The sequence below is a fragment of the Streptococcus sp. 27098_8_69 genome (genome assembly GCF_041432445.1).
Classification (GTDB): domain Bacteria; phylum Bacillota; class Bacilli; order Lactobacillales; family Streptococcaceae; genus Streptococcus.
The window spans coordinates 1-25,663 of record NZ_JAPVZO010000014.1 but is presented as its reverse complement, the minus strand read 5'-3'; the positions used below and the strand labels follow the sequence as shown (position 1 = coordinate 25,663).

The window sequence follows — 25,663 nt, the reverse complement described above, 5'->3', positions numbered from 1 at the left end:
AATGCTTACTATTCTACCAAAAAAGGCTTCAAAATTGAAGCCTTAAGTGTTAAAGGAAGGTGTTTAATTCTTGGATTTAGATTCTTCGATGGACAAGAAAACCATAGGAACGATAATCAAAATCATGGCTAGTACCAAGAAACCATCCAGAACCATGCCAAGGAAAAGGACACTGAGGATAGCAGAGGATAGAGGTTCGCTTGCGCTAACGACCGACACCACCAAGGGAGAAACGAGCGAGACAGCCTTCATAGATAGGAAAAAGGCAAAGGCTGTTCCCAAAAAGGCAATGGTCAAACAAATACAGATACTGATGGCATCAACCTGGAAGCTAATCTTATAAACAGGGTAGAGAAAATTACTAAAAAGTCCAGCGATAATCATTCCCCAACCAACAGTTGGCACAAAACCGTATTGTTTAGCAAAGCGTTGGGGTAAGATAACATTGAACATGACACCTAAGGCACTGAGAAGTCCTGTCAGTAAAGCAAGAGGAGTGATGGATAGCTTAGACAAATCGCCTTTGGTAGCCATCAAAAAGACCCCAAGCATAGCAGTCAGAACATAGAAGATTGCTTTTTTAGAAGCTTTTTTCTTGTAGATGATGCGATTATATAGAAGTATAAAGACAGGACTGATAAATTGGAGGATGGTGGCAGTGGTAGCGTTGGAATACTCGACACAGAGATAGAAGAAAAACTGAACAGAAAAAATCCCTAAGATGGCATAGGCCAGAAAAGGCAGGTAATTGTTTCGATTTTTCCAGATCTCGAAGAGTTGGGACCGGAGTTTAAGACTAGATAAGACGATTACGAAACTACCTGCGACGAGTAGACGCATAGAAGTAATCCACCCTGAAGATACTTGATAATGTGAAAAAAAGTACTCTCCTAAAATTCCGCAGATCCCCCAGATCAGGCCAGATAGGAGAGAATAAATGGTTCCCTTAAAAATATTCTTTTGATATTTATTCATGTTGCTATTGTACCATGAAATGAAAAAAGAGAGTGGAGAAAAATCATTTCTTTCAGAAATTTTCTTTCCCACTCTCAATGATTGTGCTGTTTAGTTAGCGCTGTTGATTGCTGCTTCTGCTATTGGAACTAGAGCTACTATTACTGTTCCCGTTACTATTAGAAGTATTATTACGATTATTGTTACTGCTATTATTTGATGAGGAAGAAGATGCTTTAGGCAGACTTCCTAAAATGGTGTTCCAAGCATTTTGGTAGTCAGAATCGCTTCCACCAATAGCAAATTTGTAGCTAGTAGTTGGAGCACCAGCTTGGTTTGCCCAGTAGCTAGTCACCGTTTCTCCGCTCAGATTAATTTCTTTCCCATTGATAGTCACCTTTCCTGGCTTTTGACCAGTTGATTTGAGGACTTGAGATGAAGTGACACTTGAATCAAGGTTGAATCGTTCTGTCCCCCAAACAGAAGGGGCTGCTTGTTGAATGGCATTTACCAGATGAGCCATGTAGTTAGCGTTACGGGTGTACCCAGCTAATTTTTCTAATGATCTATTATCGTCATGCCCGATCCAGCCCCCCAGAGTTAGTTTTGGAGTGGAAAGCATGAGCCACATATCACCATTTTCATTGGTTGTGCCAGTTTTTCCGATCCAGTCGGCATTTGCTAAACTTGGACTGAGAGCAGTAAGATTATTTTGGAATGTTGTAGTAACACGGGATGAAATAACCTCTCTCAGTAGACTTTGCATAATCGTTGCTGTTGCTTTAGAGTAGACTTGTACAGGTTCGTCTTTGTGCTCATAGATAACCTCGCCGCTGGTCTTCTCGATTTTTGAAATCATGTATTTCTTATGGTAAACACCATTGTTAGCCAAGGTTTGGTAGCCATTTGTATGTTGGGCTACAGTGACATCGATTCCTCCCCCCATAGGTAGACTTTCGATGCCGTATTCAGGGATTTCATAGCCCATCTTTTCCATGTAGGAACGAACATCAACCCCTTTTTGAAGAAGTAGCTGATAGGTCCAGTAGGCTGGAATGTTCCAAGAATAATTCAGAGCTTCTTTAAGGTCTATCATTGCTGTACCTGGGTTATTAACGTGCATGATAGGATTCCCGTTGGAAAAATTGGTTGGATAGTTTGATAAGATACTAGCGCTTCCCATGAGCCCTTGGTCAATAGCAATACCGTAGGCCAAGAGTGGCTTGGTAGTGGAGGCAGGGGAACGTTTGGTATCGAAGGCGTGATTGTTTTGATTGGTCTGATAATCTCGCCCACCTACAAAACCTAAAATCGCCCCAGTTTGATTGTCCATCAAGACATTCCCAACTTCAGGTTGCTCTGAACTATCATCTAGCAGGTAGCCGTAATTTGCTACCGCATCTTGCATGGCCGTGTGAATAGCCTTATCAATAGTAGTTGTAATACTATAGCCGCCGTTTTGAATTTCTTTTTTGGCTAATTCACGATAAGATTTCTGGATAGATTCGTTCTTTAGTTCTGGTGCAGAGACGTTATCTTTTTTGATTAGATAATCATACATGAGGTTCGTCGCTTCATCGAGTGCAGTGAAGTAGAGGAAGCCTTTAGAAGTTACGCTGGCATTTTCTGCTGGCAAGAAATCTTGCTTAATGTCATAAGACTTGTAGGTTTCATAGTCTTCCTGGCTGAGGACTCCTGTTCGATACATATTGTAGAGAACATCTTTGGAGCGCTTAATACCGAGTTCAATATCTTCTTCGCTCTTCATCTCACCAGTAGACTCGTAAGGTGAGTAGGAAATAGGGCTTTGTGGTAAACCTGCTAGGAAAGCCGCTTGAGGGATGGTCAGTTTACTTGCATCCACTCCAAAAATCCCTTTGGCAGCTTGTTGAGCCCCTGCGATATTTTGACCTTTATTGTTACGACCAAAAGGAGCGACGTTGAGATAGGTGGTTAGGATTTCGTCCTTGCTCATGGCTCTTTCTAAGGCCAAGGCGTCAACGATTTCACTGGCTTTACGGGCAAGCGTAGGAGCATCACCAACTACTTGTTGTTTGATGAGCTGTTGTGTTAGGGTAGATCCTCCACTGGAAGAACCAAGTCCGATGAATTTTCCTAGACTGGCACGAATGACAGCTTTAGGAACGACACCGTTGTGCTCTGCAAAGTGTTCATCCTCGGTTGCAACGATAGCTTGCTTGAGATTCTCTGAGATGGCATCTGATGATACAGATGTGCGCAGTAGATCGCTTTCGATAGCGCTAATCATGGAACCATCTGCATAGCGGATTTCAGAGATGGATGAAATATTATTGACCTGCTTGATCAAATCCTCCGTTTGAGGGACACTAACTTGATCAAAGAGAGAAACAGCATACCCCAAGGCAACCCCTGTTCCAAGGAGACCGCCAATAAAAGCTAGGATGAAAAGTGTGTTAAAAGTTGCCTTTATTCCAAGTAAAATTTTTGCAAATAAAGTCCAGATATCGAATGGTGTTTGCGTTTGCTTTTTCTTCTTAGAATTTTTTCCACTCTTTTTCTTTGTATTCATTTTAGAAATTGTTAATTTTAGAGACCCAAGTAAGGCCAGTCCTTTTTCTTTGATTCTTGTTACATGTTTGTTCATAGAATTCCTCACTCTTTATTATTATACCATAAAAGCATCTCTTGCAAGAAATTAGGCTTAAAACAGGGCTTTGGATAGGGATTGGAGTTCGAAATTTAGACATCAAAAAAGCCAGATTTAAGTTAAATCTGACTGTTTGACAAATTGTTATTTTTCTCCTGAAAGTTCTTTTCCCAGATTAATCAAGTAGTCCTTCAAGTGGTCTTTGACTTGTGGGTGTTTAAGAGCGTATTCGATGGAAGTCTTCATGAATCCAAACTTGTCTCCGACATCGTAACGAGAACCTTTAAACTCACGAGCAAATACTCGTTGGGTTTTGTTGAGGGTATCGATAGCATCTGTTAGCTGGATTTCATTTCCTGCTCCTGGTGTTTGATTTTCAAGAATACCGAAAATCTCTGGTGTGAGGAGGTAACGGCCAATAATGGCTAGATCACTTGGTGCGTCTTCAGGTGCTGGCTTTTCAACGAAGGTTTCAACACTGTAAAGACCGTCATTTCCTTCTCCTTGAGGAGCGATAACACCGTATGAAGAAACTTCTTCGTGTGGGACAGGCATTACGGCGATAGTAGAAGCATGAGTCTTCTCATAATCATTCATGAGCTGCTTGGTCAATGGCACAGCTTTGTCATTAGTGATATCCATGAGGTCATCTCCAAGCATGACCACAAAGGGTTCGTTTCCGACGAAAGCTTTGGCTTGTAAGACGGCATCTCCGAGTCCACGTGGGTGTGTTTGACGGATGAAGTGAAGACGCATACCAGTTGTTTCATCAACTAGCTTCAAAAGGTCGGTTTTTCCTTTTTCCTTGAGGTTGTATTCTAACTCGAAGTTTGAGTCGAAATGATCTTCGATAGAGCGTTTTGACTTTCCTGTTACCACAAGAATATCTTCAATTCCAGATTTAAGAGCTTCTTCAACGATAAACTGGATGGTTGGTTTATCTACGATTGGCAACATTTCTTTGGCCAAAGCTTTAGTTGCAGGTAGGAAACGAGTTCCAAGTCCCGCAGCAGGGATAACGGCTTTTCTAACTTTTTGCTTCATGAGCTTCCTTTCTAACGGTGACTAAGACCACTCGTTCTCTGCCTTGAACTCATTGCTCATGAGTTCAGAAACGGCATCCTTAATATTAACATTTTCATAAATAACTTGGTAAATGGCTTGGGTGATTGGCATATAAACTCCAAGTTCTTGCGCCAATTCGTAAGCAGCTTTGGTTGTTGAAATTCCTTCAATGACCATTCCCATATTTGCTTCAATATCTGTCAAGGCTTCGCCACGCCCAAGAGCATCTCCTGCACGCCAGTTACGTGAGTGGACAGAAGTTCCGGTAACGATTAAATCCCCAACTCCAGAAAGACCACTGTAAGTTAATGGATTTGCTCCAAGTTTAACCCCCAGACGAGTAATTTCTGCCAGACCGCGCGTGATGATAGCAGCTTTTGCATTATCCCCGAATCCAAGTCCATGAAGGGCACCTGCACCAACGGCAATGATATTTTTAAGAGCACCAGCTGTTTCCACTCCGATCACATCTGTATTGGTATAAAGGCGGAAGTAGTGGTTGCTAAAGAGTTTTTGAACATATTGAGCAGTCTGTAAATCTTTAGAAGCAGCCGTAATCAAGGTAATATCACGTACAATCGTTTCTTCTGCATGGCTAGGACCAGATACAACCACAATCTCACTACGCAATTCTTCAGGGATTTCTTCTTCTAGGATGGTTGAAAGGCGTTTATGGCTATTGGGTTCGAGGCCTTTTGAAGCATGCATGACCACCACTTTATGATCCAAAACAGCAGCCACTTGTTGAGCTACCAATCTGGTCACCTTGGTTGGCACCACAAACAAGACAGCATCAACACCCTTCAAGGCTTCTGCCAAATCATGATAGGCAACAATTTTTTCGTCTAATACAGTATCCTTAAAATAGCGTTTGTTAGTATGTTGTGTATTGATTTCGTCAATTTGATCAGGAATATTTCCCCAGATACGTACTTGGTGTCCGTTGTCATTAAGAACTTGTGACAGTGCGGTACCCCAAGAACCAGGCCCTAAAACAGCGATGGTTTGTTTGTTCATATTTTCCTCCTTCTGAGAAAGCACTTTCCTATATTCTACCATAAAAAGCACTATCTTGCATCTATATAACTAGCTAAGATATGTCCTATTGATAGGAATCTGTATTTATCGAAGGTGATGATTCGGGAAAATCAAAAGTGGAGATATAAAAAACAGCCAGGGGGAATTGGCTGTTTTAGTAGGAAAAAAACTAGAGCGTAATGCTGTTATTTTTAGAAATTTTCATAAATAGTAACAAGGAAGTAACTGTCAAGATAGTGAGAATAGTAGATAAGGCTGCGGCCACACCATAATTCCCACGAAGTACTTCAGTGTAAATAGCTACGGTCATTGTTCTAGTTTTAACGTTATATAAGAGAATGGAAGTAGATAGTTCCGAAATCATTGTTACCCATGAAAGGATTGCTCCTGAGATGATCCCTGAAAGCATCATTGGGGTTGTGATTTTAGTAAAGGTATTGAGACGACTACTTCCCAAACTTTCTGCTGCTTCTTCAATACTAGGAGCAATCTGTTGCAAACTTGCAACTGAAGAACGAATGGTATAAGGAAGTCTTCTGACAGATAAGGACATAATCAAGATGAAGGCTGTTCCAGTAATCATCAGGAAACCACTTCCGAAGAGGCCTGTATTGAATGAAGAGATAAAGGCAATACCGAGTACAGTTCCTGGTACGATATAAGGTACCATACTAAGACTATCGATTAAGTTGGTAAATAGGTTGCGTTTGCGAACTGCAAGGTAGGAGATGAAGGTCGCAAAGACAACAACTAGAACCAAGGCAAGGAGAGGGATACGAATGGTATTAAAAATAGCAGATCCCATACGGCTAAAGGCAGTCTTATAGCTGTTTAGTGAATATCCTTTGACGAAAACCATACCAGATGTTTTCAGGAAGGATGTATAAATCAAGTAAACTTGAGGCAAAACAGAGAATAAGATAATGCCATAAACTGTCACATAAATAGCAGCCATCTTCCCTTTTGTCGTTTTCTTAGGTTCAATTGGATGAAGCGAGTTCATACTGAAACTGTAGCGATTTGAAACGTACTTTTGGATGAGGAAGATAACTAGGGCGATTGTAATCGCCATAATTGCTAAGGCTGATGCGAAGGCGGAGTTGCCTCCTACCTCACTGATAAACTGTGTATAGATCAAGACTGGGAAGGTACGATATCCCTCACCAATCAACATCGGAGTACCAAAGTCCGAGAAGGCTCTCATAAAGACGAGGAGTGCAGCTGCTAGTAAGGTTGGAACTAAGAGAGGTAAAACGACTGTTACAATTCGTTTTAGACCGAAAGATCCCATGCTTTCAGCAGCTTCCAAGAGGGAGTTGTCGATACTCTTCATAGTCCCAGCTACGTAAAGAAAGACGAGAGGGAAGAGTTGAAGTGTAAAGACAAGCACAATACCTTTGAAACCGTAGATGTCAAGACCTGGCAAGTGAAGTGTGTTGGTTAGAAACTTTGTGATGACCCCGTTTCTTCCCAGCAATAGAATCCAAGAATAGGCACCTACAAAGGGAGCTGACATGGATGCGATGATGATTAATATCTGTAAAAACTTCTTTCCCTTGAAGTCATACATTGAAAAGAGATAAGCTAGCAAGGTACCAACAAGGACAGAAGTGATTGTTGCAGTTACAGAAACCTTGAAACTGTTGATAAGGGTTTCAGAGTAGTAAGATTTGCTAAAGAAAGTAACAAAATTTTCTAATGAGAAATGACCTTCATGTACCAGTGCCTGTTTTAATACCGTAACAATTGGATAGACTAGAAAAACAAGATAAGTAAGGAAGATGAAGAAGGAAGACGCCGTCCAGATATTTAGTTTTTTACGCTCCATGGCTGACTCCTTTTATGAGATTGCGCGAACCATTTTCAGAGAAAACATTGAGTTTTTGAGTATTGATACGCAAACGAACGCGATCTCCTTTCTTCAAATCTTCTTCAAATGTAGATTCTTCACTTACCTGAAGTTTTGAAGCAAATCCTGTCTCAATGAAGTATTCGGTATTAAGTCCAAGATAGACACTATCAGTAATTGTTCCATCGATTGGTCCGTTTTCGTCACGGATAAATTCTTCGGGACGAATGCTGACATGAATAGCTTGTTCTTCCACCTGATCTAGTGCTGGCATACGAAGAGAATAACCATCTTCAAAAACGATGTAAGCTCCGTCAGCTTGCTTTTCCAAACGAGCAGGGATTATATTTGTTCTACCAATAAAGGTTGCGACAAATTCATTTGCTGGTTTGTGGTAGAGCTCTTTTGGACGACCAATTTGTTGAATAACACCGTCTTTCATAACAGCAATTTGGTCAGAAATAGCCATAGCTTCTTCTTGGTCGTGGGTTACGTAGACAGTGGTAATACCAACTTCGTGTTGAATTTCGCGAATAGCCTGACGCATATCCAAGCGAAGTTTGGCATCTAGGTTACTGAGGGGTTCGTCCATGAGGAGAACGCTAGGATTAACAGCCAAGGCACGTGCTAGTGCAACCCGTTGTTGCTGACCACCACTAAGTTTATCTGGTTTACGATCAGCATACTGGGCAATCTGCATCAACTCAAGGTATTTATTTGTTTGTTCAATGAGTTCATCTTTTGGAACTTTCTTTTGCTTGAGCCCGAATGCAACGTTATCACGCACTGTCAAATGTGGGAAAATTGCATAGTTTTGGAAAACCATCCCAATGTTTCGCTTGCTAGGTTCCATGTTGTTGATTTTAGTATCGTCGAAGTAGAACTCTCCTCCTTCGATGCTATTGAAACCTGCAATCATACGAAGTAAGGTTGTTTTCCCACAGCCTGAAGGCCCAAGGAGAGTGAAAAGGCTCCCCTTAGGAATGGTCACGCTTAGATTTTCGATAACAGCTACATCGTGATAAATTTTCTTGGCATTAATAATCTTGATCTCACTCATAGTTAACCTCTTTTACTGTTTAGATTGGATATCTGTAAAGACTTCGTTGTATTTCTTCACGATATCTGATTTGTTTTTGATGACATAATCATAGTCTTCAGTTAGTGTTTTAATTTGTTCGATTGGTTTCATGTTTTCGCTAGTTTTAGCATTTTTACGAACTGGTCGGTTAGTAGTTGTTGTACCAAGCGTGTCTTGGACTTCTTGAGAAATGATGAAGTCGATAAATTTCTTAGCGTTTTCCATGTTCTTAGCGTTTTTAATAATAGCAGCGCTAGCAGGCAGGAAGACAGTACCTTCTTTTGGATAAACAACCTTGATGTTAGCTCCGTCGTTTAGAAGTTTCACTGCGGGGTCTTCGTAAGAAAGACCAACAGCCATTTCTCCATCTGCTACGGCCTTGTAAACGCCAGATGAACTTGAGCCGATTTTACCGTCAATCAAAGTAAAGAGATCTTTGACATAAGTCCAAGCCTTGTCGTCTGTATAGCCGCCCTCAGCTTGTAACATGTTTGTTAGTTGAGCAAAGGCGCTAGAAGAGTTGGCTGGGTCTGCAGTTGCGATTTTTCCTTTGAGTTCTGGTTTGATGAGGTCGCTATAACCTTCAATATTCATCCCCTTAGTCAAGTCAGGGTTGACGATCAAAACACTACCATCCAATGTATAAGGAGTTGAGTAGCCAGTTGTATTTTGATATTCTTTGATTACATTATCGTTTTCCGTTGATACGTAATTTTCAAAAAGTTCCCCGTGGGTAGCATATTGGGTATAGGAACCACCAAAGATGATATCTGCCACAGGGGCTTCTTTTTCAGATTCTAGTTTTTTAAAGAGTTCACCTGTTCCTGCTTGAATGAGTTCAACCTTGATGCCATACTTTTCTTCAAAAGCAGGAATAGTTGCTCCAATCAATCCTTCTGAGTTTGGGGAGTAGACTACTAGAGTATCGCTTCCTCCATTTTCAGTTGCCTTTTCTCCTGAAGCGTCGTCAGAAGAGCAGGCAGCAAGCCCCAAAATAGCAAGTCCACACGCAGCATAATACATCCATTTCTTTTTCATGATGGATACCTCCATAGTTTTGTTACCTCTATTGTAAAGTAATGAAAGCGTTTTTAAAACCTAAAATTCTATCCTAATGGGGTAAAATTCTCTACAAAAAAGAAGAACAGTGTCTAAACTATTCTTCCAATGGATTTTAACTCTTTAGGAGAGATATGAAAGTATTTCTTAAAAACTTTACCAAAATATTTATAGTCTGAAAAGCCGACTTCTTCAGCGATTTGGCTAAGAGGGGAATCAGGATGTTGACTCATCTTTTCAACGGCTTGTTTTAAACGATACTGAAGAATGTATTCGTTCAAGGTGATAGGGAAGTCTTCTTTGATAACCTTGTAGAGATAACTTTCGCTATAGCCTAGATTCTCTGCAATGGTAGAAATGGTAAAGTGTAGGTAGTAGTGTTGGTGGACAAATTCGAGAATTTGTTGAATCAATTGGTTTTGAGGATTGATTTTTTGAAGCGACGTAACAAAGGCTTGGTAGTCATGTAAAAATGGATTGGTTTGGTGTTGATCCATCTTGAGGCGCAAAGTTATTTTTTCTAAACACTCTGTTAATTCTACGACATTTATGGGTTTTGGAAGGAAGTCTACTGCTCCGAATTGCATGGCCTTTTTTGCATTTTGGAAATCATTGTAACCAGAGAGGATCACTTTTTCATATGAGAGTGAACGAGTCGCTTCAAACATCATAAAAGCATCCATGATGGGCATGGTAATGTCTGTCAGGACGATGTGTGGTTTCTCTTTTTGAATTAACTCCATGCCTTCTTGTCCGTGACTTGCAGTTCCAACGACTTGAATGCCCAAGGCTGAGTAGTCGACGGCAATTTCAAGCCATTTTCGGATCAGGTGTTCATCTTCGACAATGATTAGCTTAAACATGCGTTCTTCCTTTCGTGACAAATTTTACCCAGGTTTCACCTTGCGGGTTCACTCCTAAATCCAATTCGACATTTTCAAAAAAGTTATTCAATCGTTTGTAACTATTGACAATACCGTGCTGTGTATGTGGACTGTCCAAGGATTCTAAGATGTGTAGACGTTCTTGTTTGGTTAGACCACCAGCATTATCCTTAACGATAAAGATCAATGCTTCCTGCTCTTGAGTAATTTGGATAGAGATGGCAAGGTCGATACGATACTGCCTTCCGTATTTTAGAGCATTTTCTACAAGGGGTAATAGGAAAAGTTTCGGAATAGTTTGGGAATGTAGATTCTCAGAACAGTTAATCTGATAAGAAAAATGTTCAAATCGAATCTGATGGATTTTCAGATAAGCTTCGATAATCTCTAGGTCCTGCCCAAGAGTCGTTTCTTTTTCTAGTTCAGTTACACTATATCGCAGGATGCGCGTGAGATTTTGAATAAGTTCTTGAGTAATACTAGCATCAATCATACTCGTGATTTTAATGGTTTCCAAGGTATTGTAGAGGAAGTGAGGATTAAACTGAGCTTCCAGCATCTTTCTTTCAAAGATCCACTTTTCCTTCTCAATGGTCAACATCTTTTGATGGAGCTCATCCAACTCTTGGAGCATATCGGTGATTTTCTCAGCAATCAGTTCAAATTCATCCCCAGTATGGAGAGTGAGCTTCTTGTCCTTTTTCTTGGGGATTTCCTGTAGTTGATAGACCAGACTTTCAATAGGGCCGGCATTGTGCGTCGCGATTTTATAAGCAATTCGTCTTGCCTGCCAGAAGTATAATAGAAAGATACAGAGTGTTAAGACAGAAGCAAGCCCTAGTAAACTCGGAATGGGAAAGAAAGATTGAAAGGTGTAGATTGAGAAAATCGGTTCAATTTTACGTTTTTCAATCAGAAGTGGATTTTCAACGTACCAATGAGTTTTAGACTGGAGTAATTTTTCATCAAATTTTTCCAGAGTTGATTGAGTAAATTGATTGGTATTACTAGAGTAGATGTTTCCAAAAGTATCTGTAATGGCGTATTTTGAATTGATAAGAGGGATACTGGACACAAATTCATTTTCATTTACAAAAGAAATGCTATAAGCCTTAACTCGTTGATTTTGAACGATAGGCATAATGAAGAGTGCGTAATGTTGTTTATCTATTGACAAAGCAACCTTTTCTGTAATAGTTCCTTGAATCGGATTTTGAATTAACAATTTTAAATAATAAGGAGCTAAAATAGTTTCTTGATGGTTGCGATTGGTACTAAAGAGAAGTTCTCCTGTGTCGTCAAGGATAATAAAATCAGAACTGAGTTTCAGTTGAGCTTTTGTTTCATAAAATAGACTAAAGAGTTCTCGGTCAGTGTGTTTACCCTCTAAAAATTCTGGAACCATTTTTTGATTCATGGTCTCCAGTAATTGATAGTTCGCTTGTTTCATGTTCCGAACATGCTGGACGATCTGTTGGGTATCCTTGGTGAGTTGTTGCTTTTGCAGGAAATAGGAAAAACCAAACAGGAGAATGAGGAGTAAAAACGAGGTCGCCAAAGCAGCCAAAGAACTACGGTGAAGAATCTCTTTTTGGAGAGAATGTTTAAAAGAATGGGCCATAAATTACCTCTTATGAAGAGCATACTAAAGTAAGTATAGCAGTATTGAAAATGGAAGGCAAGGTGAAAAGAGAAAAGAGTTGAAAAGAAAGAGACTAAATCCCCTTAAAAATGGTATAATAGGAGCATCACGAAAATTGGAGAGACGCTATGAGTTTTTACAATCATAAAGAAATCGAGCCTAAGTGGCAAAAATACTGGGCTGACCATCACACTTTTAAGACAGGAACAGACGCTTCAAAACCTAAGTTTTATGCGCTTGATATGTTCCCTTACCCATCTGGAGCAGGTCTGCACGTAGGACACCCAGAAGGTTACACAGCGACTGATATCCTCAGCCGTTTTAAACGTGCGCAAGGCTACAATGTCCTTCACCCAATGGGATGGGATGCTTTTGGTTTGCCTGCAGAGCAATATGCTATGGATACAGGAAATGACCCAGCGGAATTTACAGCGGAAAACATTGCTAACTTCAAACGCCAAATCAATGCGCTTGGATTCTCTTACGACTGGGATCGTGAAGTCAATACTACAGATCCGAACTACTACAAGTGGACGCAATGGATTTTCACTAAGCTTTACGAAAAAGGCTTGGCTTATGAAGCTGAAGTGCCAGTAAACTGGGTTGAGGAATTGGGAACAGCTATCGCCAACGAAGAAGTGCTTCCAGATGGAACATCTGAGCGTGGTGGCTATCCGGTTGTCCGTAAACCAATGCGCCAATGGATGCTTAAAATCACTGCCTATGCAGAACGCTTGCTCAACGACTTGGATGACCTTGACTGGCCAGAGTCTATCAAGGACATGCAACGCAACTGGATTGGGAAATCAACTGGTGCCAATGTCACTTTCAAGGTGAAAGGAACAGACAAGGAATTCACCGTCTTTACGACACGTCCAGATACCCTTTTTGGTGCGACCTTCACTGTTTTGGCTCCTGAGCATGACTTGGTAGACGCTATCACAAGTCCTGAACAAGCTGGGGCTGTAGCTGACTACAAACACCAAGCTAGCCTCAAGTCTGACTTGGCTCGTACTGACCTTGCCAAGGAAAAAACAGGAGTTTGGACTGGAGCTTATGCCATCAATCCTGTCAATGGCAAGGAAATTCCAATCTGGATTGCTGACTATGTCCTTGCTAGCTACGGAACAGGTGCTGTTATGGCTGTACCTGCCCACGACCAACGTGACTGGGAATTTGCCAAACAATTTGACCTACCAATCGTAGAAGTCTTGGAAGGTGGAAACGTTGAAGAGGCTGCCTACACAGAAGATGGCCTTCATGTTAATTCTGACTTCCTAGATGGATTGAATAAAGAAGACGCCATTGCTAAAATTGTGGCTTGGTTGGAAGAAAAAGGCTTTGGTCAAGAAAAGGTTACCTACCGTCTTCGTGACTGGCTCTTTAGCCGTCAACGTTACTGGGGTGAACCAATCCCAATCATTCATTGGGAAGATGGTACTTCAACAGCTGTTCCAGAAAGTGAACTCCCACTTGTCTTGCCAGTAACCAAGGACATCCGCCCTTCAGGTACTGGTGAAAGCCCATTGGCCAACTTGACAGACTGGCTTGAAGTGACTCGTGAAGATGGTGTCAAGGGTCGTCGTGAAACAAACACCATGCCACAATGGGCTGGTTCAAGCTGGTACTACCTCCGCTATATCGATCCACACAACACTGAGAAATTAGCCGATGAGGACCTTCTCAAACAATGGTTGCCAGTAGATATCTATGTGGGTGGTGCAGAACACGCCGTGCTTCACTTGCTTTACGCTCGTTTCTGGCACAAATTCCTCTATGACCTTGGTGTTGTACCGACTAAAGAGCCATTCCAAAAACTCTTTAACCAAGGAATGATCTTGGGAACAAGCTACCGTGACCACCGTGGCGCACTTGTGGCAACTGACAAGGTTGAAAAACGTGACGGTTCATTCTTCCATGTGGAAACAGGGGAAGAGTTGGAGCAAGCACCAGCTAAGATGTCCAAATCCCTCAAGAACGTTGTCAACCCAGACGATGTGGTGGAACAATACGGTGCGGATACCCTTCGTGTCTATGAAATGTTCATGGGACCACTTGATGCTTCCATCGCTTGGTCTGAAGAAGGTCTGGAAGGAAGCCGTAAATTCCTTGACCGTGTTTACCGTTTGATTACAAGTAAAGAAATCGTTGCGGAAAACAATGGCGCTCTTGACAAGGTTTACAACGAAACCGTTAAATCTGTTACAGAGCAAATCGAGTCTATGAAATTCAACACAGCCATTGCCCAGCTCATGGTCTTTGTCAACGCTGCTAACAAGGAAGACAAACTCTATGTGGACTATGCCAAAGGCTTTATTCAATTGATTGCCCCATTTGCACCTCACTTGGCAGAAGAACTCTGGCAAACAGTCGCAGCAACAGGTGAGTCTATCTCTTATGTGGCTTGGCCAACATGGGACGAAAGCAAATTGGTTGAAGACGAAGTCGAAATCGTCGTTCAAATCAAAGGAAAAGTCCGTGCTAAACTTATGGTTGCGAAGGACCTTTCACGTGAAGAATTGCAAGAAATCGCTCTAGCTGACGAAAAAGTTAAGGCAGAAATTGTCGGCAAGGAAATCGTGAAAGTGATTAGTGTCCCTAATAAACTCGTTAATATCGTTGTAAAATAACGAGTTTATTAGCCCTATCTGCCACCTTCAATAGTCCACTGGACTATTGAAGCCAACTAAATTGGTTAACATTGTTGTAAAATAACCAATTTATTTGCTTATTTGCAACCTCAAACAGTTCCCCAAACTGTTTGAGCCAACTAAACTCGTAAATATCGTAACGAAATAAATTTAAAAATCCTTCAGAGCTAAGTTCTGGAGGATTTTTTGTAGATTACCTGTGAGATGTGATATACTATTCACATCTTTAAACTTATAAGAGTAAGATAAGGAGAAAGCTATGCCAGTAAATGAATATGGTCAGATGATCGGTGAACCTGTAGACGATACACCTGGAGTTTTACCGTCACTTGTACGGATAGAAGGACAGTATACGATTCTAGAAGCTCTTTCAGTGGAAAAGCACGCGAAAGATTTGTTAGCTGTTTATGGTCCAGATAGCCCTCGTGACATGTGGACCTATCTCTTTCAACCACCAGTAGAAAATCTTGAAGAATTAATCATCGCTTTAAAGCAGATGATGGAGCGCAAGGATCGCTTCTATTATGTGATTATCGATAAAGTTACTGGAAAGGCGCTGGGGACTTTTTCTCTCATGCGTATTGACCAAGCCAATCGCGTGATTGAAGTTGGCGCGGTGACCTTTTCGCCGGCTCTCAAACAGACAAGAATGGGAACAGAAGCCCACTATTTGCTTGCTCGTTATGTCTTTGAAGAGCTTAACTATCGCCGTTATGAGTGGAAATGTGATGCACTAAATCTACCTTCTAGAAAAGCAGCAGAACGTTTGGGTTTTATCTACGAAGGCACTTTCCGTCAAGCGGTTATCTACAAGGGAAGGACTCGAGATACGGATTGGATGTCTATGATTGATAAGGACTGGCCAAAGGTTAAATCTCGTTTTGAAGCGTGGTTGCGTCCGGATAATTTTGATGAAAATGGGTATCAAATTAAATCTTTGCGGGAATGTTAGAAAGGTTTGCTATGATTAAGATTACAAAAGAAACATCTGTTTCACTTGATGACGTTTTGCATCTCTACCAGGCAGTTGGTTGGACAAATTATACCAATCAGCCTCAAATGTTAGCCCAGGCTTTGACTCATTCACTGTCCATTTATCTAGCGCGTGATGGTGAGAAAATCGTTGGTCTAGTTCGCTTGATTGGAGACGGTTTTTCTTCGGTTTTTGTCCAGGATTTGATCGTCTTGCCTACTTATCAGCGTCAAGGAATTGGCAGCACCTTGATGAAGCAGGCTTTATCCGATTATAAAGATACCTACCAAATCCAACTAGCGACAGATGAGTCTGAAAAAACGCTAGCCTTTTATCGTTTCTTAGGTTTTGAAACCTTATCTAGTTTCCAGTGTACGGGCATGATTTGGGTGAATCGAAAAAATTAAAATAATTCTTTCACTTAAGCTAATTTTAAGTCTGCTTGTGTATCATGTAATCATTAAATAAAGACCTCCTAATACTCTTCGAAAATCTCACCATACTTCGTTAGAGTCGACTTACCTAACTTTAGTTATGCTTGCGTCACTCTGCCTAGTCTGATTTCGATTTTCATTGAGTAACCTTTATTTAATAGAAATCCTAAACTTTTTTTCATCATAATCTCCCTAATGAAGTCACCCAATTCGGTGGCTTTTTCTTGTTTACTTTTAGCAATTTTTAATTAGTATTTATTATTTTTGAACAAAAGTAAAAACTAGAAATTCTTAAGCTAACTTTAAGTCTTGTCTTGTATCATTTAGCTATTAAATAAAGACCTCCTAACTTTATTTAATAGAAATCCTAAAACTTTTTTTCATCATAATCTCCTAATAAAGTCACCCAATTTGGTGGTTTTTTTCTTGTTTGCTTTTAGCAATTTTTACTTAGTATTTATTATTTTTGAACAAAAGTAAAAACTAGAAAATCTTAAGTTAACTTTAAGACTTTTCTTGTATCATGTAACTATTAAATAAAGACCTCCTAACTTTATTTAATAGAAATCCTAAACTTTTCTTTTTCATAATAATCTCCCTTAACTCCACCAAATCAGGTGGAGTTTTTTGGCTCTATTTCAGGCTTTTTGGGACTATTCTAAAAATCATTTTTCGATATTTTTCGGTATTTTTCGGATTTTGGTCGGGGAATTGGCGGGGACTTTTTGAGATTTTAGCGGGGATTTTTTAGCGAATATGACTAAGAAATAGGTCTGTTGTCGCTTCAGCAAGTTCGTCCTCAACTTGGTTATAACGATCTGTCATATAGATTTTTGTATGGCCTAGTACCTTCCCAAACTGCTCGGTTGGAACTCGTGAAATAATGTGAAGAAGTGGTACATTATGTGTAAGTCTGTCGTTTCATTTAATGGATTAAAATGTTGGTTTGACTAATTTGAGTTGATGAGCGCCCATGTTCATTGATAGTGATGTAATCTTTTGTTTTCTTTGATAATTCCTAAGGTTCTCTTAATGTTGAAAGTCTTATTGGACAAGGGAGTAAAACTTTGACAAATTTTGTGAACTATGGGATAATAAAAGGGAATTAAGTATTGTGTCTATATCATAGGCTAGAAAAGACCCCAAGCTCACGACCAAATAAGCTTGGGGTCTTTTTTGACACTATTTGTTCTTGTTTAACCATTTATCGACTAATACTCTTCGAAAATCTCTTCAAACCACGTCAGCTTCCATCTGCAACCTCAAAGCTGTGCTTTGAGCAACCTGTGGCTAGCTTCCTAGTTTGCTCTTTGATTTTCATTGAGTATAAGCGAAGAACGACACCGACCACAATTGGTCCGATGATAGTTTTAATGATTAGTTCCATCATGGGCTATTTCACCTTCTTTCGTAGGCGGTGTAGCAGTGCGGTAGAATATTATGTCTAAACTCGGGAGCTACCAAATCAGGTGGCTTTTTTGTTTGTAGGCTGGATTTTTGCTATAATAGGAACATGAGTAGAATTTTAGATAATGAAATCATGGGTGATGAGGAGTTGGTGGAGCGTACCCTCCGTCCCCAATATTTACGTGAATATATCGGTCAGGACAAGGTCAAGGATCAGCTTCAAATCTTTATTGAAGCTGCAAAAATGCGTGATGAGGCGCTGGACCATGTTCTTTTGTTTGGCCCTCCAGGTCTCGGGAAAACAACCATGGCTTTTGTCATTGCCAATGAACTGGGAGTCAATCTCAAGCAAACGTCTGGTCCTGTTATCGAAAAAGCCGGTGATTTAGTTGCGATTTTGAATGATTTGGAGCCAGGAGATGTTCTTTTTATTGATGAGATTCATCGCTTGCCCATGTCGGTGGAAGAGGTGCTTTACAGTGCTATGGAAGACTTCTACATCGACATCATGATTGGTGCGGGGGAAGGTAGTCGCAGTGTCCATCTGGAATTGCCACCTTTTACCTTGATTGGTGCGACGACACGAGCAGGGATGCTTTCAAATCCACTTCGTGCACGTTTTGGAATTACTGGCCACATGGAGTATTATGCCCATGATGACTTGACAGAGATTGTCGAGCGGACGGCAGATATTTTTGAGATGGAAATTACTCACGAGGCAGCTTCTGAGTTGGCCCTCCGTAGTCGTGGGACTCCTCGTATCGCCAATCGTCTCCTCAAGCGCGTGCGAGATTTTGCCCAGATTATGGGGAATGGGGTTATCGATGATGTGATTACGGATAAGGCTTTGACCATGCTGGATGTAGACCATGAAGGCTTGGACTATGTGGACCAGAAAATTCTCCGCACCATGATTGAGATGTACGGTGGAGGTCCTGTCGGTCTAGGAACTCTTTCTGTAAATATCGCCGAAGAGCGTGAGACGGTAGAAGACATGTACGAGCCCTACCTTATCCAGAAAGGCTTTATCATGCGAACTCGTTCTGGACGGGTGGCGACAGCTAAGGCTTATGAACATTTGGGGTATGAATACATTGAAAAATAAGACTGAAATCTTAGACTATTTTAGAGAAAATTCTGATATGATGGCTATTCTGACTATTATCCGTGACTTGGAGTTGAAAGATTCCTGGTTAGCAGCTGGTTCGGTCCGAAATTTTATCTGGAATCTCTTGTCAGATAAGCCAGCTTTTGATCGTGAAACGGATGTGGATGTGATTTTCTTTGACCCAGATGTGAGTTACGAAGAAACGCTGGTTATAGAGAACAAGTTGAGGGAGGACTTTCCTCGGTATCAGTGGGAGCTGAAAAATCAGGTCTATATGCATCAGCATAGTCCCCATACGCCTCCGTATAGAAATTCCTGCGATGCCATGAGTAAGTATCCAGAGCGTTGTACGGCAGTAGGACTTCGCTTGCAAGCTGACGCAGCTTTAGAGCTCTTTACCCCTTATGGTTTGGAGGATATTTTGAACTTTCAAGTTCGTCCGACTCCTCATTTTTTAGAAAATCAAGACCGAATGAAGCTCTATCAAAAGCGTTTATCTAAGAAAAACTGGCGAGAAAAATGGAAAAATCTTACAGTTAAAAATACTTAAGGAAACTTTAAGTTAGGAGTTGTATACTTATCTCATAAGTTAAAAAGACCTTAACTTATACTCCTAAAACTTTTTCATAATAATCTCCCTATAAAAAATTAAGTCGCCCAATCAGGCGGCTTTTTTTGATGGATCAATGATTCGACATATAGTAGATTGAACCTAGAATAGTACGCTACGGATTTTTAAACATTGCTAGAAATTGATCTGACTTTTCTTTCTGGTTAATTTGTTTATATAGTAGATTGAATCTAGAACAGTACAGTACAACTGCTAAAGATATTTCTAGAAATTAGTTTGGCTTTCCTAATTTCTCTGTTCATATCTTATTTTAATCCACTATATTTTATTTCATCCTACTGATTTTTAACAATAATATTTGATTTTTTAAAGGTAAACAGATGATTATTGGACAAAAAAGAATCTTACAATCAGGGAAAATCTACAAAAAGTTCAAGGCGTTTGTGTTAATCTATTTTCAACTTAATCTTTGGACAAAGAAGCCTATAGTGTGCTATAATAAAGTGTTATAGATTGAGCTCTATATCAAAAATTTTTTAAGACTACACCATTGCTTGTCAGGGTGAAAAAAGAGAAAATATCCATGTAACGTGGCTGTGTATCTTAAGGATGTTTTGGTATTTAGTTTTTTATAAAAAATGAACTCAAGGAGAAAAATCATGTTTTTTAGACGTCAGGAAGGACGATATAGAGAAACAGACCGAGTAACGAGGTATAAATTGATCAAGTCAGGGAAACACTGGCTTCGAGCATCTACCTCTCTTTTTGGTTTGTTCAAGGTTCTTCGTGGTGGTGTTGATACTGCTCAGGTGACAACTGAAGTTGTGGAAGATCGTGTCTCAACTTCTTTAACTGGGATAGATGTCCTCAAGGGGATAGTTGCCGCGGGGGCCGTTGTTGGTGGTGGAGTTGCCACTCATACGCAAGTCCATGCCAATGAACAGCTGGCTGTAGAGAAAGTCGTGGATGGTACTGACAATCTAGTGAATTCTGATCAGGTTGTTTTGGGAACGGTCAATAAAGATGATGAGCAACAAACTTCTGTTTCAACATCTACCTCTGTTAGTGAGAGTGTCTCAATCTCTGCTTCTACAAGTGCCTCTATTTCGGCCTCAACAAGTGCATCCGAGTCCGTAAGTGCCTCAACATCAGCTAGCACTAGTGCCAGTGTTTCATCTTCAACTTCAGCTAGTATCTCATCTTCATTGAACGATTCTGCCTCAACATCAGATAGTGCTTCAACTGTTGCAAGCAGTTCTCGCTCTGAGGTTTCGCATGTAGAAGGTTCACAAAGGGTTTCTAGCGAAAACACTATCAGTAACGACAGAGTATCAAGAACTACAGTAGACGCTAGCAATGTTGAGGTCAATCCTGATCTTTCTAGTTCTCTTTCAACTGCAGAAAACTTCACAAGTCAAAATGCGAGTCTGACAGCAACCACAACAGCGACTCTTGCTGCGACAACGACTGCAGAAGTGAGCGCTAAAAAGCAAGCAGAAGACCGTAAGAAACTGGCAGCACTTTCAGCAGAAATGGGAGAATACCTAGCTAAAGCCGTGGACCTTCCAGATACAAGCTCAGCCATTCTTAAGGTGAAATCTGCTATTGCTGAGATTGAGTCTGCTCTCAAGGATCCAAATGCTGACCTAGGAACAGTTGTCAAGACAGCTACTTCAGCTCGCAACTCTATCGCCAATGCGGTTTCACGTGCAACCTCTGGCCAACGTGATAGCCGTAATGGGAAACCAATGGCAACGGGAGAAAATCTCCGAGGCCTTTCTCCGATTGCAGTAAACAATCACACCACAGCTCAACTTGGTCAAGGTAGTTATTCAAGTTCTAATCGTGAGGTTGTCTGGACAATCAAAATGCATTCGCAGAGTCCGCTTAATTACGCAGGTCTGATCGCGCAGGTGGATAGAAACACAACCATCACTCATGTTCTTTTCAATGGACAACCAATGGAAAAACGTGGTGGTTCTGGTAATGAGTATGTATTCAACAAGCGCCATGATTTGAATAGAAACCTTGAAGCGACAATATTGGTGTATGCGACGGTAAACAATCGTTCTAACGCAGCTACTTTGAATGCTCGAGTGGCGACAAGTAGTCAACCGTTCACAAGTGCTGACACTTCTGGGAATTATAGTGGCTCAATGAGCTCAACCGTTACGACTGGTGAAGCAGGTTATAACCGTGCAGCATCTAAACCACCTACCATTAGTTTCCCTGCAGATGTCACCTATTATAATGACGATTCTATTTCCACAATCAACTTGTCGATGCGTGATGACAAGGGGTTGAAAACATTAGCTGAAGGACCTAATAATACAATCATCACAGGTTTAAGTGCTCCTAATTATCCAAAGAGTAAACGGGGAGTCCTTGGTGATTTTGGTGTGTATAATCAATGGGGTGCGCTTCTCTATCATCCAAAGCTTTATACGGTAAATATGGGAGGTACGATTGGTCGAGACAATGGAACATGGAAGCCGTTTGCTACTGGCGCGCACATTCTTGAATATATTGTAACAGATACTGACAATCAATCAACTACGGCACGTATGACTCTCAATATCAGAGGGTTCAATGAGCGACAAAATCCTGTGAGTGGTGATACTGTTACGGTTAACAATCCGTCATCTTTGAGCGAGACTGAGAGAGCTCAAATTCTTGAAAACTTTAGGAACAATAGTAAAAATGCCACTATCCTCAACAGTTCTGATTACAAGAAAAATTCTGAAGGTAATCACGAAATAACGGTGTCTAATACGGGTGAAATCACTATTACTTATCGTGATAACACTGTGGATGTCGTTCGAGCTAACGTAAGAGCGGAAACTGAGGTGCCTGTACCTGCTGTAACCGTGACACGTGGTGGTCAGCAGATTACAGCTACTCAAAGTCCCGACTCTAGTCGTGGGATGGAACATATTGTCTATGCAGGTGATGATTTCACCGTTAAATTTACTGCGACTGATAATAGTGGTAAATTAAGAGAGTTCAAGATTGTACCTAGAGCAGATGGGAACCAACCAGGGTTGAGAGAAAACTACTTTGAAGGTTCTAACTATGGTACAGGAACTGTAGGGCTCTTGACAGGAAATATCACAGCTACGCCAGAAAGTCCTGCGACTATCACAGTCGACGCTCATATGAATGATAATCTGGAGTGGAACTCAGGACATACTTGGCAACGGAATGCAGTTGCAACTGACCAAGTAGGCAACTTCAACAGAGTGAATGGTACTGGCAATGTTCGTATCACCCAAGGACAACTGAAAGACCGTCTTAAAGTAACAAATCCTGACTTTACACCTGTAGTAAATAAAAACAGTTTAACAGATAACGAAAAGACAGATGTCAAGAATGCCATCTACGCTAAGAATGATAAGACAGTTCACCGCATCAAAGACATTGAAGTTGCAAGCGATGGAACTGCAAAGATTATTTATAAGGATTTAACAAGCAATACTATTTCTCGAGATGTTACAGTCAATGAACGACCAAAACTGGAGATTCATTATGATAATGCTACAACTAAGGAAATCTATCTATACCGTGGGGAAGAAGTTAATGTAACCTTTAGAGCAACTGATGATTCTGGCAAGATTTCTTCATTGAAGTTTGAAATGCAAGGTACAGCTGACAATGCTAATGGTACAAACTATGCAGGATATACCGGTCTCAATCGTTCAACTCCAATCACAAATTTGACAGATCAGGCGGATGCAAAGATTACCCTTACAGGCACTCTAGCAAAAAATGTACCGTTAGCATCATTTGAACGCTATTTAATGGCAACAGATGACCAAAACACCTCTGATAGTAACCATGCAAAAAACGGTATAACCGACAATGGTTATGTCAAATTTGTAATCAAAAGCCAGACTGATAAATATACTGCTGTAGCGAAGGCATCGACTATTTATACCTATACTGGTGAAACGGCAACGGATTTAAACGATGCTACGAACTTTGTCCAGCTTGATGGCGGAGGACAGCTCCCTCAAGGAACGACTGTTTCATGGGTTAGTCGCATTGACAACACATCTGCTGGGACAAAAAGTGCAGTTGCACGGGTTACTTATTCTGATGGCTCTACTGATGATGTAACAGTTAACTATACTGTTTATCCGAAAGTTGAAACCAAGACTTACAATGGTGTGACAGGTCAATTTTATGCCTTTAAAGGAACGACAGGTGATAATCTAAGTAGAGTTTCTGGAGGAAATTGGGCTAATAATATGGGTAGACATACTGATTTGTATACCAATGTTAATGAACTTCCAACAGGAACCAAATGGTCTTATAAATATAAGTTAAATAACACAGGGGCTGAACAAACAACTGATGTTGGGACCCCGACTTTTGGTGAAGTATGGTATACGACTAAAGAGGTTGTGAATCTGGAACCTGTCAGTCACCATACAACCTATACGCTAATTGCCACTTATCCAAAAGGACGTTTTGGAGATGTTTCAACAAGCAATCCTGCCTTGACAAGTCAGATAAGCTTTGATTATACAGTTGTTGATCCTGTAGCTAAACAGGAGTATGTTACAACTGTGGGGAATAAGGCTCCATTAGCAGAGATTATTAAAAATCCAGGAGAGGCACTTAAAAATTCGAACGAAAGTGTATCCTTCCCAACAGGAACAACCTTTAGTTGGGTCCAGGCTCCTGATGATGCTATGCTGGCAAACCCTGGGGTTTATACGAAAAAAGTTACAGTCACTCTTCCGCAAGGTTCCTATAGTGGAGCTCCTGGAAATAGTAGAACAGTAGACGTGACTATTAAGGTAAACCCACAAGCGCCAGTTATCTCAGTTAATTCTACCAATGAAACTGGCGGCTTGCCAAATCGTTCAATTGTTGTGACCAATGTCACACCTGGAGCTCTTGTAACATTAACATTAGCTGGTCATACATTCACCAAGACTGCTAAGGACAATGAAACAAGTGTCACATTTGAGCCGACAGAGTTGCAGGATGCTTATGATGGCAATAACGGTCTTCTTCCAACAGGTGATGTAACTGTTAAGCAAGAGAAGACAGTCAGTCTACCGGGTGGTGGAACTGAAACCTTGACTTCAGCTACAACGACGAAGACGATTACCAAGGAAACTGTAGCACCTGAAGTAACTTTTGAACTTTATATTAAGAACGATAAAACTGGCCTATGGGAAAAACAATCGATTAAGAATAATGTTCGTCCAGGAGTCAGCGGTTACGAAGTCTTCGCAGGCGACAAGATTAAAGTTGTTTTAACTGCTAAAGATAATAGTGGTAAGATTAAAACTCTGAAATTAAACGATGGAACTTCTGATATCAGTCGTATTTTCCAAGATGGCTATTCTTCAGATGATGATGCACTAGGAATTAAGGATATTACCACTGAAGCTTCGGCGACAACTCCAAAAGTGCTAGAGTACACTGCTACTTATGGAGAAAATGTACAGTATAAAGATGGAAACAAATGGACTCGTGGAACTAATGCTACAGACTTATCAGATAATACGGGTAGAGTAACGACTGTAGTAGCACAAGGGAAACTGAACGAAAAATTCCCAGGTGTTAAACCAAAAGATGCTGTCCAGGTTTCTAATCTAACTTCCTTGACTCGAAAAGACCTTGATAAGATTCTTAATGCAGTGAAGACGTCTAACCCTGCAACAGATTTCCGTATTAAATCGTACGATATTGATAGCAATGGAACTGTAACGATTACCTACAAAGACGGAACAAAAAACACAGTAACTCCTGATTTGTCAGATTCGGATCATAAGTCAGCATCAGCGTCAACCAGTGCGTCAGTGTCTGCTTCAACCAGTGCATCAGTAAGTGCAATGACCAGTGCATCTGAGTCAGCTTCAACAAGCGCAAGTCAATCAGCAAGCACATCAGCTAGCCAGTCAGCATCGACCAGTGCGAGCCAATCAGCCAGCACGTCTGCAAGCCAAAGTGCTTCAACAAGTGCGAGTCAATCAGCAAGCACATCAGCTAGCCAGTCAGCATCGACCAGTGCGAGCCAATCAGCCAGCACGTCGGCTAGCCAGTCAGCTTCAACAAGCGCCAGTCAATCAGCAAGCACGTCAGCTAGCCAGTCAGCATCAACCAGCGCCAGTCAATCAGCCAGCACGTCAGCTAGCCAGTCAGCATCAACAAGCGCAAGTCAGTCAGCAAGCACGTCGGCTAGCCAGTCAGCATCAACAAGCGCAAGTCAATCAGCAAGCACGTCAGCTAGCCAGTCAGCATCGACCAGTGCGAGCCAATCAGCAAGCACATCAGCTAGCCAGTCAGCATCGACAAGTGCGA

15 protein-coding genes and 1 pseudogene are annotated in these 25,663 nt (G+C 41.0%); 6 read left to right on the top strand and 10 right to left on the bottom strand.

What is annotated here, in order from left to right:
- Nucleotides 1–63: 63 nt before the first annotated feature.
- From O3658_RS06235 to O3658_RS06195, 9 genes are all read right to left on the bottom strand, one after another.
- Nucleotides 64–975 carry a DMT family transporter gene (locus O3658_RS06235; protein ID WP_371560097.1) on the bottom strand — a complete coding sequence of 304 codons (912 nt, stop codon included), beginning with the start codon at nt 973–975 and terminating at the stop codon, nt 64–66.
- Between the two features lie 94 nt (nt 976–1,069).
- Complete coding sequence (gene pbp1b, locus O3658_RS06230; protein WP_371560095.1) at nt 1,070–3,580, bottom strand: penicillin-binding protein PBP1B; 2,511 nt, start codon at nt 3,578–3,580, stop codon at nt 1,070–1,072.
- Between the two features lie 147 nt (nt 3,581–3,727).
- Nucleotides 3,728–4,627, bottom strand: coding sequence for a UTP--glucose-1-phosphate uridylyltransferase GalU (gene galU, locus O3658_RS06225; protein WP_371560093.1), 900 nt, complete (start codon nt 4,625–4,627; stop codon nt 3,728–3,730).
- 21 nt (nt 4,628–4,648) lie between these two features.
- Complete coding sequence (locus O3658_RS06220; protein WP_371560091.1) at nt 4,649–5,665, bottom strand: NAD(P)H-dependent glycerol-3-phosphate dehydrogenase; 1,017 nt, start codon at nt 5,663–5,665, stop codon at nt 4,649–4,651.
- Nucleotides 5,666–5,855: 190 nt separating this feature from the next.
- A complete protein-coding gene (locus O3658_RS06215; protein ID WP_049528395.1) occupies nt 5,856–7,514 on the bottom strand; it encodes an iron ABC transporter permease in 1,659 nt (552 codons plus the stop codon).
- Entirely contained in the window at nt 7,504–8,595 is a 1,092-nt protein-coding gene (locus tag O3658_RS06210) for an ABC transporter ATP-binding protein (RefSeq protein WP_371560089.1), read from the bottom strand. The genes O3658_RS06215 and O3658_RS06210 overlap by 11 nt, the downstream gene beginning before the upstream one ends.
- A gap of 12 nt (nt 8,596–8,607) precedes the next feature.
- The gene (locus tag O3658_RS06205; protein WP_301392152.1) at nt 8,608–9,654 is read right to left on the bottom strand and encodes an ABC transporter substrate-binding protein; all 1,047 of its coding nucleotides are present in this window, start codon (nt 9,652–9,654) and stop codon (nt 8,608–8,610) included.
- A gap of 113 nt (nt 9,655–9,767) precedes the next feature.
- The gene (locus tag O3658_RS06200; protein WP_153225280.1) at nt 9,768–10,538 is read right to left on the bottom strand and encodes a response regulator; all 771 of its coding nucleotides are present in this window, start codon (nt 10,536–10,538) and stop codon (nt 9,768–9,770) included.
- On the bottom strand, nt 10,531–12,180 hold the full coding sequence (locus tag O3658_RS06195; RefSeq protein WP_371560086.1) for a sensor histidine kinase: 1,650 nt from the start codon (nt 12,178–12,180) through the stop codon (nt 10,531–10,533). The genes O3658_RS06200 and O3658_RS06195 overlap by 8 nt, the downstream gene beginning before the upstream one ends.
- A gap of 149 nt (nt 12,181–12,329) precedes the next feature.
- On the opposite strand from O3658_RS06195, the gene leuS reads away from it, so the two are divergent.
- From leuS to O3658_RS06180, 3 genes are all read left to right on the top strand, one after another.
- Entirely contained in the window at nt 12,330–14,831 is a 2,502-nt protein-coding gene (gene leuS / locus O3658_RS06190; RefSeq protein ID WP_371560084.1) for a leucine--tRNA ligase, read from the top strand.
- 280 nt (nt 14,832–15,111) lie between these two features.
- Nucleotides 15,112–15,804 (top strand): GNAT family N-acetyltransferase, encoded by a 693-nt coding sequence (locus O3658_RS06185; RefSeq protein WP_371560082.1) that lies wholly within the window; start codon nt 15,112–15,114, stop codon nt 15,802–15,804.
- 11 nt (nt 15,805–15,815) lie between these two features.
- Nucleotides 15,816–16,232 (top strand): GNAT family N-acetyltransferase, encoded by a 417-nt coding sequence (locus tag O3658_RS06180; RefSeq protein ID WP_371560080.1) that lies wholly within the window; start codon nt 15,816–15,818, stop codon nt 16,230–16,232.
- Nucleotides 16,233–17,580: 1,348 nt separating this feature from the next.
- Here the strand turns inward: O3658_RS06180 and O3658_RS06175 are convergent.
- A pseudogene (locus O3658_RS06175) lies at nt 17,581–17,646 on the bottom strand (type I toxin-antitoxin system Fst family toxin); the annotation flags it as partial.
- 126 nt (nt 17,647–17,772) lie between these two features.
- On the opposite strand from O3658_RS06175, the gene ruvB reads away from it, so the two are divergent.
- The 3 genes from ruvB to O3658_RS06160 all read left to right on the top strand — a co-directional run.
- Nucleotides 17,773–18,771 carry a Holliday junction branch migration DNA helicase RuvB gene (gene ruvB / locus O3658_RS06170; protein WP_371560078.1) on the top strand — a complete coding sequence of 333 codons (999 nt, stop codon included), beginning with the start codon at nt 17,773–17,775 and terminating at the stop codon, nt 18,769–18,771.
- Nucleotides 18,752–19,324: a nucleotidyltransferase family protein gene (locus O3658_RS06165; RefSeq protein ID WP_371560077.1), complete on the top strand. Its 573-nt coding sequence runs from the start codon at nt 18,752–18,754 to the stop codon at nt 19,322–19,324. The genes ruvB and O3658_RS06165 overlap by 20 nt, the downstream gene beginning before the upstream one ends.
- Nucleotides 19,325–20,004: 680 nt before the next feature.
- Nucleotides 20,005–25,663, top strand: a 5,659-nt coding sequence (locus O3658_RS06160; RefSeq protein WP_371560076.1) for an accessory Sec-dependent serine-rich glycoprotein adhesin, incomplete at its 3' end; no start/stop codon positions are given.